This is a genomic window from bacterium, assembly GCA_022616075.1.
Taxonomy (GTDB): domain Bacteria; phylum Acidobacteriota; class HRBIN11; order JAKEFK01; family JAKEFK01; genus JAKEFK01.
This window is the reverse complement of the sequence record JAKEFK010000221.1, coordinates 1-15,901: the sequence shown is the minus strand read 5'-3', so window position 1 is coordinate 15,901 and position 15,901 is coordinate 1. Positions and strand designations below refer to the sequence as shown.

The 15,901-nt window shown below is 49.7% G+C and carries 15 protein-coding genes; 13 read left to right on the top strand and 2 right to left on the bottom strand.

Features of this window, described 5'->3' with window-relative positions; translation table 11 throughout:
• The first annotated feature begins 706 nt into the window (after positions 1-706).
• The gene (locus tag L0156_18055) at positions 707-1,774 is read left to right on the top strand and encodes an alpha/beta hydrolase (protein MCI0604894.1); all 1,068 of its coding nucleotides are present in this window, start codon (positions 707-709) and stop codon (positions 1,772-1,774) included.
• 308 nt (positions 1,775-2,082) lie between these two features.
• Here L0156_18055 and L0156_18050 read toward each other — a convergent pair whose 3' ends face one another.
• Both L0156_18050 and L0156_18045 read right to left on the bottom strand, forming a co-directional pair.
• The gene (locus L0156_18050) at positions 2,083-4,827 is read right to left on the bottom strand and encodes a protein kinase (GenBank protein ID MCI0604893.1); all 2,745 of its coding nucleotides are present in this window, start codon (positions 4,825-4,827) and stop codon (positions 2,083-2,085) included.
• Between the two features lie 6 nt (positions 4,828-4,833).
• Positions 4,834-5,394, bottom strand: coding sequence for a sigma-70 family RNA polymerase sigma factor (locus L0156_18045; protein ID MCI0604892.1), 561 nt, complete (start codon positions 5,392-5,394; stop codon positions 4,834-4,836).
• Positions 5,395-5,533: 139 nt separating this feature from the next.
• Here L0156_18045 and L0156_18040 point away from each other — a divergent pair, with 139 nt between their 5' ends.
• From L0156_18040 to L0156_17985, 12 genes are all read left to right on the top strand, one after another.
• On the top strand, positions 5,534-5,977 hold the full coding sequence (locus tag L0156_18040) for a tetratricopeptide repeat protein (protein ID MCI0604891.1): 444 nt from the start codon (positions 5,534-5,536) through the stop codon (positions 5,975-5,977).
• 99 nt (positions 5,978-6,076) lie between these two features.
• Entirely contained in the window at positions 6,077-6,931 is an 855-nt protein-coding gene (locus tag L0156_18035; GenBank protein MCI0604890.1) for a hypothetical protein, read from the top strand.
• A 42-nt stretch (positions 6,932-6,973) separates the two neighbouring features.
• Positions 6,974-8,443, top strand: a complete 1,470-nt coding sequence (locus tag L0156_18030; protein ID MCI0604889.1) for a HEAT repeat domain-containing protein — start codon at positions 6,974-6,976, stop codon at positions 8,441-8,443.
• Between the two features lie 15 nt (positions 8,444-8,458).
• The gene (locus L0156_18025; GenBank protein MCI0604888.1) at positions 8,459-8,632 is read left to right on the top strand and encodes a hypothetical protein; all 174 of its coding nucleotides are present in this window, start codon (positions 8,459-8,461) and stop codon (positions 8,630-8,632) included.
• A gap of 255 nt (positions 8,633-8,887) precedes the next feature.
• The gene (locus tag L0156_18020) at positions 8,888-9,790 is read left to right on the top strand and encodes a LysM peptidoglycan-binding domain-containing protein (protein MCI0604887.1); all 903 of its coding nucleotides are present in this window, start codon (positions 8,888-8,890) and stop codon (positions 9,788-9,790) included.
• Positions 9,791-9,876: 86 nt separating this feature from the next.
• A complete protein-coding gene (locus tag L0156_18015) occupies positions 9,877-10,377 on the top strand; it encodes a spore coat U domain-containing protein (GenBank protein ID MCI0604886.1) in 501 nt (166 codons plus the stop codon).
• Positions 10,378-10,405: 28 nt separating this feature from the next.
• Positions 10,406-10,894 (top strand): spore coat U domain-containing protein, encoded by a 489-nt coding sequence (locus tag L0156_18010; protein MCI0604885.1) that lies wholly within the window; start codon positions 10,406-10,408, stop codon positions 10,892-10,894.
• A gap of 18 nt (positions 10,895-10,912) precedes the next feature.
• The gene (locus L0156_18005; GenBank protein MCI0604884.1) at positions 10,913-11,659 is read left to right on the top strand and encodes a fimbria/pilus periplasmic chaperone; all 747 of its coding nucleotides are present in this window, start codon (positions 10,913-10,915) and stop codon (positions 11,657-11,659) included.
• A gap of 5 nt (positions 11,660-11,664) precedes the next feature.
• Positions 11,665-13,950, top strand: coding sequence for a fimbria/pilus outer membrane usher protein (locus L0156_18000; GenBank protein MCI0604883.1), 2,286 nt, complete (start codon positions 11,665-11,667; stop codon positions 13,948-13,950).
• Between the two features lie 252 nt (positions 13,951-14,202).
• Positions 14,203-14,343: a hypothetical protein gene (locus L0156_17995; GenBank protein MCI0604882.1), complete on the top strand. Its 141-nt coding sequence runs from the start codon at positions 14,203-14,205 to the stop codon at positions 14,341-14,343.
• Positions 14,344-14,432: 89 nt separating this feature from the next.
• Positions 14,433-14,711 (top strand): hypothetical protein, encoded by a 279-nt coding sequence (locus tag L0156_17990; protein MCI0604881.1) that lies wholly within the window; start codon positions 14,433-14,435, stop codon positions 14,709-14,711.
• Positions 14,704-14,991 (top strand): hypothetical protein, encoded by a 288-nt coding sequence (locus tag L0156_17985; protein ID MCI0604880.1) that lies wholly within the window; start codon positions 14,704-14,706, stop codon positions 14,989-14,991. The genes L0156_17990 and L0156_17985 overlap by 8 nt, the downstream gene beginning before the upstream one ends.
• Positions 14,992-15,901: the final 910 nt, after the last annotated feature.

Sequence of the window (15,901 nt, the reverse complement as noted above, 5' to 3'; positions counted from 1 at the left end):
GACGCATTATCCCGCGCGCGGGGATTTCAAGGGGCGGCAGCCCCTTGGCTAGGAATTTGATTTATTTTCATACTTCCTCCTTTGGTCTCTGTCTCGAGTATAGTTTTTTTCCAAAAGCTTACTAGTACAACAAATGAACTGGTCGTAAATGTTGGTGGGGTTATACTGGATTTATGACTAAGTATGGACAGTACTGTCCCACGGCGCGTGCTGCTGAGATTTTAGGCGATCGCTGGACATTCAAGGAAAGGTTTCACGCCTCTTGCCCTAGCGGCTCATTTCGGCCATGTCGAAACAACCCGATTGCGATCTTTGCCGCCCCGCTGCAGATTCACATCTGGGCCGCTGTCAATGAGCAACCTGGCGGTTTCCGCGCGACGTCCGAACAAGGCGGCGTGCAGCGGCGTGAACCTGAAGCGGATGCCGCGAGACCGCGTGGATGTCCGCGCCACGATGATCGAAGCACTGCTGGCTCACGGAGGCGATGCGGAGTTCACGGACGGCATGGCAGGACGCCTTGCGGATCGCCACTGATGAGAATCAGTCCCGGGCTGCGGAGATTCTGTTGAAGCATTCACGGCCCGAATAGGAATTTCCAATTAATAGCCGGATCGGTACCGATGACCCCTTTTACCTGACCGCCAACCACAAACCGGTTTGCAATTCCGCCCGCCTCTGTTAACCGTAGTGAGAAAAGGAGGCGTAAATGCAATTCATCATGAAGTTTCTCAATTTCGTTTCCATCCAGGTTATCCGATGGGTAGTAACGCTCGGCGTGCTATTCGTAACGGCATCTGTTCTGAATGGCCAGGAGGCCTGCAAACGGATCATGGAGCAGGATTCAACGATCAACAATCTTGTTGATCCGCCAGGTTACAAGACCGCAATGCCAGGCACGTTGGGGGGAGTCCTTCGCGTGGGATCTGGAACGCAGGCTATCATCCTCATTCCCGGGCTGGGTTTTGGCGCGAGCATCTTCAAGGATTTCATGGATGGCATAGCCAACGAGTACCGTATGTATGCTGTCACATTGGCTGGGTTCGGCGGGACAGCAGCGCCACCATCGCCCGCCGAGAATACAAGTTTCGGCGAACAGACATGGACACTGGGCGCACTGAACGCCATCGAAAAGCTCATTGATGACGAAGGCATCAGTAACCCGATCATCGTGGGTCACTGGCTCACAGGAACACAGATCGCGGTACGACTGGCTATGAAGCATCCGGGCCGCGTGAAGTCTGTAATCATTTTGGCTGGAGCAGCGGGAATCTTCAGTAATGACAAGCCCGGCGATCCGATGGAAACTCAGTACTACGGGACCCTGGAGAAACGAGTGGCGACCATCGACACTTATCTGGCGCCGCAATGGTTCAAGACCGTCACACGGCAGACCTGGGACGATAATAACTTTCTTCCAGGCGACTACGCAGTCAACCCGGTCATCGGCTTGCGACTTTGGCGGGAGGCTGCCTCTCCCCAACTGCATGTCTGGGTGCGTTACCTGTGTGAATTCAACGCCCAGGATATCTCGCTGGAGATGGATAAGCTGACCGTGCCGACCTTGCTTCTGCAACCGGGTCTTGAGGGCATTTCAGATCACCCGGACCAGAAGTATATGAAGGACTACTGTCACACAAGCTGGAAGGGAAACATCGAGAACAATCGAAAAATCATCGCGAAGACCATTCCCAACTCTCGCGTCTGTCTCTGGTTTGATCAGCCACAGGCGGTGAAGGACGCTGTTGTTGCTTTCTTGAAAGGCGGGATCAAATGAAGCCCTTCCGAATTTGCAGCCGCGCAGGTTTCCAGACTTCAAACGGGCATGTCGGTTAAAAATGGAAAAACTGTCGCACCGGAAAATGGTTGGAAAGAACGCGCACTTTTTTTGAGACTATGATCCGGATCGGTTTCTCACTCTAACGCAATCGCACTGTACTGATAGCGTAACACGGCGCCGTCCCGGGTCGAAGCCTGGAGTTTCGCGTTCGTGATTTCGAATTCCACTGGGATGGAATTTGCGGATAGATGTATTGAAAGATGACGCTTGGTGGACGAATTGTACAGACAAGGGTTCCGCAGGCATTACAGATTCAGACGGCGTAAAAGCTCAGTAAAACGAGGATCCGAACGGACAGGCGCAACCAGAGGCTCAACCTTTAGGAAGAGGATTTCCTCAACATTATCTTGTTGAGCTTTCTCCAGCCACTCGAGTGCTTCTTCTTTTTCTCCAAGACCGAGATGAAGAAGAGCAAAATCGTAAGGATTTGTGTATTCTTGCAGCGATTGTTCTCCTAGTTGTCGAAGGATCCGTTTCGCTTCGTCCTGTTTTCCGGTAACAGCATAGCCATATCCGATGTATCCCCTGGCTCCGCTTTTCAGAAAGGATTTCAGCGCATCTTCGTTCATCCCTTTTTGCAAATACGTACGGCCTAAAAAAATGTGGGCCAAAATAAAGTTCGGATCCATTTCAAGAGTTCGCTGGAGCTGGTGGATTGCTTCGTCATCGCGGCCCAGTGTGTAGAGCTTGATTGCCACGCTCGTATTGATTATCAGAGAAAGGGGATCGATTTCTAACGCGCGTTCTATTTCTTTCAGCGCCTCTTCCAGGCGGCCATGGATCACTAAGAAGTCGCTGTACCAATGGTGCGCTGTAGCATAGCCCGGTTTTAGCTCAATCGCTCGCCGGTACTCTTTCTCGGCGCCGTTCCAATCGTGCTCCAATTCCCCTTTGATTGAGCCCAAAGAAGCGTGTGCTTCTGCAAGTTTCTCATCGATTTCCAACGCCTTTGTAATCGCTGCTTTGGCTTTGGCATATGCTTCCTTTCCCGGAATCCCCAGAAGCGCTCCTCCGTGGGCGATGTAACAATCCGCTATACCAACATAGGCGGGCGCATAGGTTGGATCCAGATCTAAGACCTCTTGAAAATATTCCAAAGACTTTTTCATCCCTTCGGGCGATCTTTTGTTCCAGAAATAACTACCTTTTAAATAAGCTTCATACCCTTGCGGATCCAATTTGGTTTTGGTCGCCAGACTTTTTCGCTCTTCGGGACTGATTTCGATCCGGATCTGTTGCGCGATATCGCTTGCTATTTCGCTTTGAAGGGATAACACATCCTGAATATCCCTGTCATACGTCTGAGCCCACAAGTGCGCGTCGCTTCGCGCATCGATCAACTGGGCAGTAATCCGGACTCGATTCCCCGAATACAAAACCGATCCTTCTATCACAGCATCTACCTGCAGTTCCTTGCCGATTTCCCGGACCGGTTTACGAGTTTTCTTATACTGCATTACAGAAGTACGGGAAATTACTTTTAGTGCTCGAATTTGTGCCAGGTGCGCAATGACCGCTTCCGTCATCCCCTCCGCAAAATATTCTTGCTGTGGATTTCCGGAAAGATTTGCTAACGGCAATACAGCAATCGATTGAATTTTCGATGGAGGCATTGGGCTTTCTTGACCTTTCCGCGAAAACCAAAACGCAAAAGCAGCCATAATCAGAACAGGCACAATCCAGATTCTTGGGTTACGCAAGGAGAGAGGAATACCGGCCGGTTGCAAGGCGGGACTTGCTTTTATCGTTTCCGTCCTGGCGATCGATTTCAGCGCGGAAGAAAGATCATTCGCAGACTGAAAACGAAGGTCCGGATCCTTTGCCATACAGCGGTGAGTAATGCGCGCCAGTGCAACAGGAACATCTTTTGCAATCCCGGAAATCTCCGGTGGATCTTCGCTCAGAATCGCTGCAATGGTTTCTGCATTCGTGTTGCGCTGGAAAGGAGACTTTCCAGTAAGCATCTCGTAGAGCACACACCCGAGTGAGAAAATATCGGACCGGATATCGACCGGCTCCCCCTTAACTTGTTCGGTGGACATGTAAGGAACGGTGCCCACCAGAGTTCCCGCAAGTGTTCGCACAAGGGTCTCCGCTTCCGGAGAAACAGTATCCCTGGAGAAAGCTTCCTGCGTTCGTGCCACTCCAAAATCCAGAATCTTGATCCTTCCATCGACAGTCAGAAAAATGTTTTCCGGCTTCAAATCACGGTGGACCACGCCTTTGGAATGCGCGGCAGAAAGCCCTTCTGAAATCGAGATGGCTATCTCGACAGCCCGGCTCCAGGAAAGCGCAGAATTACATAGCGGAGCTCGCAGAGTTTGTCCCTCCAACCATTCCATTACAACAAAAGAGACTCCTCGCTCAGCACCCACATCATGGATCGTGACGATGTTGGGATGGGATAGCGCCGCAAGGGCTCTTGCTTCCCGCTCAAAACGGTGCAAGGCCAATTCGTTGTTTGCCAGGTGATCCGGAAGGACTTTGATTGCCACGAAACGCTTTAAGCGCTGATCCTCCGCGCGGTAAACCCTCCCCATTCCACCTTCACCAATCAGATCGAGAATCTTGTAATGCACCCAGATCGTGCCTTGTTCCAACTGCGAAGAGGGCTTTTCCTCCATCAGTGAAACGATGGGGGAGCTGAGAAAGTTTTCGGCTGAGATTTCCTCGTCTGCCTGGAGAAGAACTTCGATTTTTTCCCGTAGAGCCGGACGATCGCGACAAGCCTCCTCAAGAAATGCAGTGCGTTTGTCAGGATCGAGCTGCAGCACCGAATAAAACAAGTCTTCAATTTGCGCCCAGTTCTCAGCAGTCAGCAACTTCTGCCTCTCGGCGGCGTCATCCGGCTCCAGGAAAGTTTTCACAATGACTTGAAGCGTTGGGTTGTCGGCGCAGTTTTCTTGAATTAGTGTTTCACGGTTTTCGGGGGAACTGAGTTGAAGAGAGATCAAAAGTTTCCGAATTTGATGGAACTGTTCCGATTTCATCCAATTCTATTTCTTGAGCTCTGAATAAAGCCATGCTTTCGCAAGTTTCGATTCTCGTTTTACAGTGGAAAGCGAGACTTCAAGTACCTCCGCAATCTCCTCGCTTGTCAGGCCTGCAAAGAAATGTAACTCGATAATCCTGCTCTTGCGCACATCCATGGCCGCGAGTTTTTTCAAGGCGAGATCCACAGCTGTAACGTCCAGGTCCTTATGTTTTCCGGGAGTGATTGCATCGTTGAAAGTTACCCTGTAAGCGGTGCCCCCTCTTTTTGCTGCGTTGTGAGCCTCTGCATGATTCACCAGGATCTGTCGCATGATTCTCGCAGCCACCGCAAAAAAATGAGCGCGGTTTTGTAAAACAATATGACTCTGTCTGGCCATCCTTAAATACACTTCGTTTACCAGGGCTGTCGGTTGCAGCGTGTGATTGGAACGCTGCCTGCGTAAATAGAATCCGGCTTTCCGGCGCAGCTCGTCATAAACCAGCGGTATCAGTTCATCAAGGGCAGCCCGATCACCATCACTCCAATGTCTCAGGATCTCGGTGATTTCCTTCGATGACGCCATAGATATGTCTATAGTAATCAATCTCCGTCGTGTGGAGCAAATGGATCAGTAATACCTGGTATGTCCATGGCCCGTTTTCAACATTATTCCTGTTTTATATCAATGAAGACAATTTAAGTCTTCGAAAGAGAGGTAGCTTATGAAAGAACCTGAATTTCAATCGCAAGAGCAGGCCGGTATCGGGATCGCGGAAATTGCCGGTCTGGTGCTCAGCGGGCATTCTCTTTTCGAGAATGGACGTATGGCAGAGGCCAAACAGATTTTTGAAGGGCTTGCTGTGCTCGATGGAGGAAATCCGTATGTCCACGGTCATCTGGGAGCCATCTATCAGAAAGAGAAAGCGTTTGATTTAGCGATTGCACATTACACTCGCGCTCTCCAAGTCTTCCCTGGCGATCTTTGCTCGCTCGTGAACCGCGGAGAGATTCAATTAAGGCAAGGAAAGTTTGCCGAAGCAGCAGACGATTTTCACAAGGCCATCGAGCTTGACCCTAGAGGTTCCGATCGATTCGCGAATCGGGCACGCATGCTGGTTCTGACCGTGCAGGAAGCTTTGCGGTTGGCAAAAAAAGCAGGAAGTTGAGGTCGTTCAAAAAGCAAAATTGCATTTTGGGGATCTCCATTAAAGAGAAAACATTGTGAGTATTGTTCATTTAACTGAAATACAAGGAGGTTAAGGCTTATGCCGGTTAATCTGATTCCTGGTTTTAGTTTTTCAAACGTGGATGGCATGGATGAGCTTTTACGAGCCGTTGCAAATGCCGTGGAGAACGCAACGGAGACCAGTGAAGCCGTAGCAGGTTATTTTGGGTGGAAGGATAGTTTCAGTGAAGCGGCTAAAGGAGTTGTAGACGCAGTGCAAAATGCTGGAGTTGGTCAATTCGAATCTCCAGTAGACTATCTTTCAAAGATCCCCTCAAGAGATGCTCTTGTGCACCTTAAAGAAGTGGAAAGAACCATTAAAGACCCGAAATTCCGAATTGAACAGGGTCTGTCTACTTTTTCTTCTCGCGATACCGAAGCTTTAGAAGCCCTGGTTCGAAAGCGGCAACCGGATATCCCGCCACAAGATGCGTTCCGGTTGCAAAGCGATATTCCACCAAAGGAGGCATTCAGGCCACAGACTGATTTACCACCAAGAGAAGCTTTTACGAAGCAAACAGAACTGCCACCTAAGGAGGCATTCAGGCTACAAACCGACGTTCCTCCAAAAGAGGCATTCAGACTGCAAACAGGCGATATTCCCCCAAAAGAGGCATTTCAACTTCAGAATTCCCAAGACATTCCTCCGACAGGAGCCTTTCTGCTGCAGAATCGTGTTGAGATTCCAGATACCAGGGAGTTCATCGACAGTCCCGGACCCCAACCACATATTCCAGTATCGCCTGAAGAACTCGGGACGCGTGATGCTGTCGACTGGTTTGGACAACAAATGAATCTTGTGCAACAAATGCAAACCGTCGCAAAAGAACAACTGTCTTTGCGTAGTGATCTGGACAAGGTGCGTCAACAGGTGATTCAAAGAGGAATCGCATAAGCTTTGTGACGAATGGGATGTTTTGTATGATTGAGACCGATCATGAAAAAATGCTCCATCTTCATTTGGTTTGCGATTTTCTGCTTTCAGGTCAGCGCCGGCTGGAGCGGCGCGGATGTAATCGAGCTGTTAAGCAAGCAGTTGAAATCCAGGGATGTTGCTGAAAGGCTTAAGGCGATTGAAATACTTGAAAAGTTGAAATCTCCTGAAGCCGTGCCGCTTCTGAAGGAAGCGCTGAAAGATACGGACGCGAGGGTGAGGGCGGGGGCGGCGCGTGTGCTCTGGATTCTGAATGAAGCGGCGGTGGATGCAATCCCAGCACTGCAGGATGCACTCGCTGACGCGGATCCGAATGTGCGAATCAATGCTGCAGGAGCGCTCCGGCAGATAGATCCGACTTCAGTGGAAATTGTGCCGGCAACAAAGGATCTTTTGAAGCATCCGGATTTAGAGGTCCGTACGAAAACGGCGATTCTTTTAAGCAGGGCTAAAGAGGGAGTCACGGTTGCGGAACTTTTACCCGTGCTGACGGATGGACTGATGCGGGGAAATTCAACGCTGAAAAAAGAAGTCCTTTCGGCACTTAGCAAAATGGCCGATTTGGACAGTCCGACCGTGAAAGCGATTGTTGAAACGCTCAAAGACAGTAATCCATCAGTACGAAGGGAAGCTGCAAGAACCTTACGGAAACCCGGTCCTGATGCTAAAGAGGCAGTGACGGCTCTTGCAGAGTCACTCAATGATCCCGATGACAGTGTCCGCAGCGCTGCGGCCTCAGCTCTGGAGGACCTGGGACCGGTGGCAAAGCCTGCGGTTCCGGCGTTAAAGCGCGCGTTATCGTCTGACTCGAGCGAATCCGTCAGACAACTGGCAGCAGGCGCCCTACAAAAGATTGATCCACAAGCACTCGAGAATGCATCTGTCTTGATCAAAACACTGAAAGACAAATCCCCCGATGTTCGCCAGAAGGCCGCCGGTTCACTCGCTCACTTGCAGCCGTTTCCAGCTCAGGCAATTATCCCTTTGCTTGAAGCTCTTCAGGATCCGGATGAACACGTCCAGGGCTCTGCAAGAAACGCCCTCTTACGTGTACGCAAAATTGATCCATCCGCAGTAGATGCAATCCCGGGACTAATTCAGATATTGAAGAACAACGAGGAAAGCATTCACGCTTCTGCTATTGATGCTTTGCAGACAATTGGTCCAGCCTCACGGCCAGCTATTCCTGTTCTGATTTACACATTAAAACACCACCACAGAGACGATATTCGCATGGGAGTCGTGGTCGCTCTAGCGGTCATCGATCCAACTGGAGAGCAGTGTGTCGAAGCGCTCATCGATGCAATGAAGGATCAAGACCGGGGAGTGCGGGGAAGAGCTATTTATGCCATAGGCTCTTTGAAGCCATTTCCACATCAAGCCATTCCTGCATTAAAAGAAGCCGTAAACGATCCCGATGACTGGATCCGAAATGTTGCTCGAGTTGTTTTGCAGAATGCGGAGAAGAAATAGGAAAGAAGACAAACAGTGAACCTGCCTTCGGTGGATGGCAGCAATGCAAACAGGTTCTCTGATGCCGACCTGTTCCAGTCTGCGGTTTCTGTATCGGGGTCTCATCCGTTTCACCCTGTGACGATTTTCATCCGGGTGAACCTTTTCGGCGCAGGAATGGTAGTACCGATTCCTTTTGAGCTTGTTTGACCGTGCCAAGATAAAGGAAAACTTACCAATGAACTCAGAAAAGACCACTTCCGAATCGAGCACTGCGCTTCCTCAATTTTTTTAGAGACCCTTTACGAAACCGTTTTCAGGCTTCGACGTTTCTTCAGTTAAATACTTTTTTGACTCACGAGCAACAATGGCACCTTTTTTCATCCATTCCTGTTTCATTACTTAAGGACAATTTAGGCGTTTTTGCAAAAAAACTACTTGAACGGTCGCAAAGGAGAATCGGCCATGCGCATTTCACGATCCAATGTCTCTACAACCACGTTGTCCCAGCAGACGGACAGCTACACTGTTCAGCAGGGTGACACATTAAAGTCTGTCGCTATCAAATTGAATTTTTCTGAAGAAGCACTGGCAAAATCCAACAATCTTAACGAGGGTGCCTCACTTAGGCCAGGACAGCTTCTCCGGATTCCGGCTACTTCTACTTCACCTTCTAAAATAATCCAGCAGCAGGGCATCGCTTCCGGTGGCGATCGCTACGAGATTGGCAAAATACCTTCCACCTTGTTGGACGCGAGTGCAGCAAGAACTACCCCCAATTCAACTTCGGAAGTTACAGTGTCTTCCGAGAATACCAGGCTCTTAGAAGAAATGCGATTCAAGGGGATACAGACTGCACCAAGTAAGGGTGCACAAGCTGTGATTGAATCGCAGAAACAAAAGGCTGCAACTCAGTTCTTCTCTTCCATCAATTACGCAATTGGCACTTTCAATGACAGCGAGGCATTCGGCAAAGAGGGTATCAATGGTTCCGGATCAGAACGGGATAAACTCGTTGCCCTGGAGAATCTACACCGTCAATTATCCCAGGCCATCCGCGAAATTCCATTGCAAACGATCGGCGGCGAGCCTATGGACAGAATCAATCAAATCGTTGAAACGATCGATTCAGCATTCACCGAAATCAGCGCCTCAACCGGAGAATTCGGCAGCCGCAATCCCGATGCTGCTAGAGCTCTGAACATCGCTGGTGCAGTGTTTAAGGTTACCATTACAGCCGTTGTCGCAACTATCACTTTTGGCGTTAACTACTCGGTACCTGCGCTTTTGCCAGGAATCGCGGCATCAGCAGCATCCGGAGGATGGGATTACCTCAGAGACATGCTCCGGCAGTACATGAATTCGTGAAGCGCTCACACTTGGCCCGTTTTCCCCATCGTTCCTGTTCTATATCTATGAGTGAGGTAAAGATGGTTTTCATCAGGAGGAATGCTGTGAAACGGTATCAACTTTTCCTGATCATTGCTTTGATTGTGGCTTTTTCCCACTTCGCTGTTGCCGGGACGCTCAGCAGTAACCTGGATGTCGGCGCAACCGTTGGGGCTGCCGGCTGCTCCGCGCTGAGCACGACCGCGATCAGCTTCGGGACTGTTTCGCCAGGAACGGGCGCACAGGCCAATGGCGCCATTACGATCACCTGCTCATCCGGAGTCAATTACTCGATCGCCTTGAATGAAGGACTGAACTTTTCGGGTGGAATTCGCCGGATGGTGAATGATGGTTTTGTTGGTCCTGAATTTATGACGTACGAGCTGTTCCAGGATACGTTCCACGCGAATCCCTGGGGAAACGGCTCCACAGCTCCAGGGGATCCGGTAAATGGAACCGGGAATGGTTCTCCTCAGAATCACACTGTGTTCGGCGATACTACAGCCGACTCAACCCAGCGAGAAGGAGCGTATCAAGATACCGTGAATGTCACGGTCACATTCTAGAAGTTATTCAAACAAATGGAGGAATGAGATGAAACGATTTCAAATCTTTTTGCTCTTTGGATTCAGCCTGATTCTCTGCGTAACCGCCTCGGCCGCAACGCTGAGCGGTACATTAGACATCAGTGCAACTGTTGCGGCGGCCGGTTGCTCCAGTGTGAGCACAACCGCTGTAGCGTTCGGAAACGTCAGTCCAGGAACAAGCGCAAATGGCAACGGCAACGTAACGGTTACGTGCAACAGCGGCGTGAATTATTCGATTGCACTCGATGCAGGCCAGCATTTGTCTAGTAGCTCCCGGCGGATGCAATCCGGCAGCAATTTCATGGATTACAGCTTGTTCCAGGATCTCGCACGCACTGTACTCTGGGGTGATGGCGGGACTGCGCCTGGGAATCCGAAAAATGATACGGGGAATGGTTCGGCGCAGGGCCATACAGTATTTGGTACTGCCAGTCCAACACTCCTTCAGCCGAGTGGAAGTTACACGGATGTTGTAAATGTGACCGTCACGTTCTAGTTCAGGAGGAAAGGAATTGTGAAATGCCCAATCTCCTTGCTTTTGCTTCTCAGTGTTCTTATGGCTCATGATCTTGGTGCAGGAGATTTCAAGGTGAATCCGACGAAGCTCCATTTGAACGAAAACACCAGCACAACCATTCTGAACCTGTCCAACAACCACCAGGAGCCGGTGACAGTTCAATTGGAAATTGTGGAGTGGAAACAGAATGAAATGGGGGAAGACACCTACAGTCCAACGAAGGACATCGTGTTCTTCCCCAAAATCTTTACGCTGGATCCGGATCGGGAAATGATTGTTCGAATCGGCTACCAGGGTGATTTCCTGCGTGAGCGGGAAAGAGCGTTCCGTTTGTTCGTACAAGAACTTCCGATTACAAAACCTGGAGAGACTGCGATCAAGATGACGCTTACCTTATCCATTCCTCTTTTTGTCGGGAAGTCGCAAGTTCAACGTGAAGGCGCAATAGAGGGTGTGGGCTTGAAAGACGGGACACTAGGGATCCACGTCAAGAATACAGGCAATCACCACCTTCAGATACAGAAGATTGACGTGATCGGTCTGGATGAGTCGGGCGCAAGAGTCTTTTCCACGGATGCATCCGGCTCCTATGTCCTCGCAAATGCATCCAAAACCATTGAGATTAGACTCCCGGAAACAGAGTGCCGGTCCGCAAAGAACGTAAGTGTCCTTCTTTCTTCAGAAGATCTAAAACTGGAAGCTTCTACCCAAATCCAGCAACAATTCTGTGAACGAGGCCATTAACAGAGATGGAACTTCTGTTACTGGCTCTCGGCTCTCTTGTTTTGGCGGACGTGCCGAATGGTGACGATATCTTGCTGAGAGTATTTCTGAATGAAGTAGACAAGGGAGATTTCTTTCTTCTGATGACCCCAGACAGTGATCTCCTCTTTTCGGAAGAACAGTTCCAGCAATTCGGATTACAGCTCAAAGGGCGGATCGTTAAGGTTCGGCAAAAGGAGTGTGTCTCGCTCCGGTCTCTGGAGCCTATGGTTCAATATGAAATTGAAAAGGGCTCGATCTTGCGAATCACGGCCGAGCCTCAAGTTTTTTACAAGTCTTTTGTCGATCTTTCACAACGCGAAACGAAGACTATATTGCAAACCAGGGATACTGCCGCCTTTCTAAACTACAGTCTGCGATACAGTGGTACTGATAGCGTATCGGTCTGGAATGTCCCCGGGGAGTTGGCTCTCAGCAAAGCAGGCTCGCTCGCAATCACAGGCTTTTCGCTTACGAAGGAGCACAAGGAACTCCGCTTTGTAAGATTGACCTCTCAGATTACGTGGGACGATGTGAAAAGAAACAACCGTTTGACGCTCGGTGACTTCTCCGCTTTTTCCGGTACCCTGGGCGGAGTTGGTACTCTGGGGGGAATCAGTTTTTCCCGCAATTATTCTGCTACTCCACATTTCATCAAGACACCGGGATTCGATTTCGAAGGTTTACTCGCAACATCATCCGAAGTTCAAATCTATCTGAACCGGCAACTTATCAAGACTATGAATCTTGGTCCCGGACAGTTTCAGTTCGCCAACCTTCAGAGCAGCACGGGATCCGGAGAAGTCATGGTTGTAATCAAGGATGCATTCGGACGTGAACAAGTGCTGCTTTTGCCTTTTTATCTGAGCTCCTCATTATTAAAGCCGGGACTTCACGACTTCAGCTACAACGCAGGATGGATCCGACAGAATCTTGGCAAAGCTAGCTTCGATTATCGTGATCCTGCTTTCGCTGGTTTTCATCAATATGGCTTCTCGTCGGCTTTTACAGCCGGATTTCGCGCTGAAGCCGATAGCAACACGATAAACTTCGGTCCGACCGCCACCTTTCTCATTTTCAATGCCGGAGAGATCAGCGCTTCCGGAGCTTACAGCAGACAAGCCGGCAAAAAAGGGTTCGGAGCATCGCTTACTTACAAATTCTTTGGCAGAAAGTGGGGCGCTCATGCTTCTATCCAGACTACCAGCCCCGAATACGCCAATCTATCTTCGGATGGCGAGCGGAACTCCGTTCGCTTGCGCGAACTGGCCGGGTTTTCTTTCTATCCGCGTTCATTGGGGTCCTTCTCTTTCACACTTTCCCGAACAACAAAATACGACAGTCCCGAAAGCCGCGAGTTCTCCGTTTCTTTCAGCCGGCCTCTGGGGAGAACCGCATCGATTGTTGTCTCCGCAAACAGAAACCGGGAATTCCGTGTTACCCACGAATTCTTTGCCGGTGTAAATTTCTTTTTTGACGGAAACCGCTCGGCAAACATCCAGTATCGCCATCAGAACGGAAGGGACCGCATAACGGGAATGATTTCGCAGAATGCGCCTCGCGGTCCTGGAATCGGATACAGGGTCTCGGCAGAGGCCGAACCGCGCGGCGATCCAGGGGCGATCATGAACTTTCAGCATAAATCGACTTATGGAATCTCTTCGTTCGATTATCAAGTTCAGGAAGGAGTAGACACATACACCCTCGGATATTCCGGCTCCATATCTTTCATTAACCGATCGTTCCATTTGTCCCGTCCAATCACCGACAGCTTTGCCTTGGTTCAGGTTGGGAACATAAAGAATGTTGACGTTTACTACGCCAGTGAAAAGATCGGGAGCACACGAAGCAACGGGGAGTTGATTGTCCCGGAGATGGTTTCCTATTTCGAAAACCCTGTGTCTATTGATGAAAAAGACATACCAGTGAACTACACGATTACGGAACTTCAGGAGGTGGTCTCTCCGCCTCTTCGCGGAGGAAGCATCATGAAATTTGATGTTCAACGACTGCAAGGATTCGAGGGGCGTCTGTTTTTCCTGGATGGCGCGATCAAACGACCGGCAGAATTTGCCGCATTCTCACTTCAGGTTGAAGGTGCCATCCGGCAGTTTACGGTAGGTAAAGGAGGCCAGTTCTATTTGGAAAATCTTACTCCCGGTAAATATGCAGCTGATTTGGTTCTGGAAGGGCAAAAATGCAGTCTGGAAGTGGTGATACCGGATCGGGAGGACATCATCGTAGACCTGGAAGATTATTTTTGTGGGCAGTGACTTTTACGACTCCGTCAGAGAGGTATCGGATGACGAAAGAAAAGCTGGAAAGATCACGACCTGAGTGATGAACAGCACTGGAGACTCCCTTTTGGGGAGCCTCTCAGGCTGAAAGTAGCGTAAAGCGGGCCGACGGGACTCGAACCCGCGACCTCCGACGTGACAGATCGCTACAACATCGTCGAGACGACGAGATCCAGGTATCCAAAATCAACCAAAGTCAACCAATTTGGGTGCAAAAATGCAAACAGAATGCAAACGGGAATCGAACACAAATTTCTTTTGAAGACGACTGAGCCGTTGACCCAGAAGAACTTGAGCCAGTGGCGAGATTTCACGATTTGGATGCCGGACGGAATTTTTGATACCGCCAAGATTCCCGAAATTGATTGATTTCCTATCGTTGGTCAGCTGATCAATTGAATGGGGTTAGCCCAGACAGGAGCCTTGACAAACCCGATAATAGTCTTTATAAAGACTATATGAAGACTTTAACTATTACAGAAGCCAAAAAGAACCTGGGGCGATTGCTTTCGGCAGCGGCCAGCGGAGAAGATATCGGCATCATATGCGGAGCCGACATTATCGCTCTTCGCAAGATCGAAGTGGAATCTACGGACTATGCAAGTCGCGAATACGCTGCGACAGTTGAAGAGGTCAACGCTTTGGAAGAGGCTACTGAAAGCCGCTATCGCCGCATGAAACGTTCCGGAAGGCTTGTCACTGTTACAGCGGAACAATTGAGGAAGATGCTTGAATAAGCTCCTGTCCATCGATCCCGATGTGATCAAGAGGCTGCAGAACCTGACAAAAAACGAAAGAATCGATTGCTTGCTGTCGTTGATCGAGCTGACTGAAGCCTTTGGGCAACCTCACAAACATAGCGGCCTCGGGATTCGTAAACTTGGTGAAAAGCTCTTTGAATGCAGAGCGAACTTATCTCTGCGATTTCTTTTTCAAGTCAGACAGACCGATTTGTACATTTCCTTTCTTGGCAATCACAACGAAATCAAAACTTTACTCCGCAGCGGCAAGTACTAATTAACGTCACTCAATTTCGATGCAACATTGGACGATCCTTACCATTCCTGTCGCGCCAAACAAGTTTCCCTGAGGGCGCAAACTCGCTCCAGTATGCCAGAGTTTGGATGTTTCCAATTGACAGGTTGCGCAATCAATTGTCTTCAGCAACCAAAAATGAAAATGGGCTGAGCGGTTTTTGCAACCACTCAGCCCACCCAATGCGTCTGTGCGTTCCGCGTCTGCGAGCCTACGCGGAGACGCGCGACTCGAAGACGCGTTGACGCGTTTGAGCGGGGCCGACGGGACTCGAACCCGCGACCTCCGACGTGACAGATCGCTATAACATCGTCGATACGACCAGATCCAAGTATCCAAAATGACCCAAAATCAACCAATTTGGGTGCAAAAATGCAAACAAAATGCAAACGGGAATACATCTTTGGAAGCAGCTTCATTGAACTTCGTTCAGTAGGGGATTGAAAATCTGAAGCTAGGCAAAAGTCTCGCGATGCGGGAGAAATCTTTTTCATTCTCGGTAATCACTGTGGCGCCCATGCGAAACGCGGTTACAGCTATAAGTATGTCATTCACGGGACCTAAACGATCTTGGGGCCACGTTGCACTATTCTGTCCAAACAATCCCCGGAATACATCGGCCGCTTTCTTATAGACTCCTTCTGTCGGGGATACGATCCGTTCCTTTGGAAAGCTTCGGATCAGCTGTTGATTACCTCCAGACGTCGGTGTCCTAGAGCGCCAACTCTAAGCTCGAAAAGCACAACGGAGGATAAAAATCGAGAAGTTTCTTTTACCCGTCCCTCGATCCAATTTTGGCTAGGCATTTGCTTTTTGGGTCAGCGGGGCGGAAGCTGGAAAATACGTTGGATGGCTGACCTCTGCCTTGATTCTACACCCTAATCAGCATTTT

Bases quoted from the DNA above. Each gene is read 5' to 3' on its own strand.
- L0156_18050 (MCI0604893.1), bottom strand. From the start codon at position 4,827: ATGAAATCGGAACAGTTCCATCAAATTCGGAAACTTTTGATCTCTCTT.
- L0156_18035 (MCI0604890.1), top strand. From the start codon at position 6,077: ATGCCGGTTAATCTGATTCCTGGTTTTAGTTTTTCAAACGTGGATGGC.
- L0156_18010 (MCI0604885.1), top strand. From the start codon at position 10,406: ATGAAACGATTTCAAATCTTTTTGCTCTTTGGATTCAGCCTGATTCTC.
- L0156_18045 (MCI0604892.1), bottom strand. From the start codon at position 5,394: ATGGCGTCATCGAAGGAAATCACCGAGATCCTGAGACATTGGAGTGAT.
- L0156_18020 (MCI0604887.1), top strand. From the start codon at position 8,888: ATGCGCATTTCACGATCCAATGTCTCTACAACCACGTTGTCCCAGCAG.
- L0156_18055 (MCI0604894.1), top strand. From the start codon at position 707: ATGCAATTCATCATGAAGTTTCTCAATTTCGTTTCCATCCAGGTTATC.
- L0156_18040 (MCI0604891.1), top strand. From the start codon at position 5,534: ATGAAAGAACCTGAATTTCAATCGCAAGAGCAGGCCGGTATCGGGATC.
- L0156_17990 (MCI0604881.1), top strand. From the start codon at position 14,433: ATGAAGACTTTAACTATTACAGAAGCCAAAAAGAACCTGGGGCGATTG.
- L0156_18000 (MCI0604883.1), top strand. From the start codon at position 11,665: ATGGAACTTCTGTTACTGGCTCTCGGCTCTCTTGTTTTGGCGGACGTG.
- L0156_17995 (MCI0604882.1), top strand. From the start codon at position 14,203: ATGCAAACGGGAATCGAACACAAATTTCTTTTGAAGACGACTGAGCCG.
- L0156_18030 (MCI0604889.1), top strand. From the start codon at position 6,974: ATGAAAAAATGCTCCATCTTCATTTGGTTTGCGATTTTCTGCTTTCAG.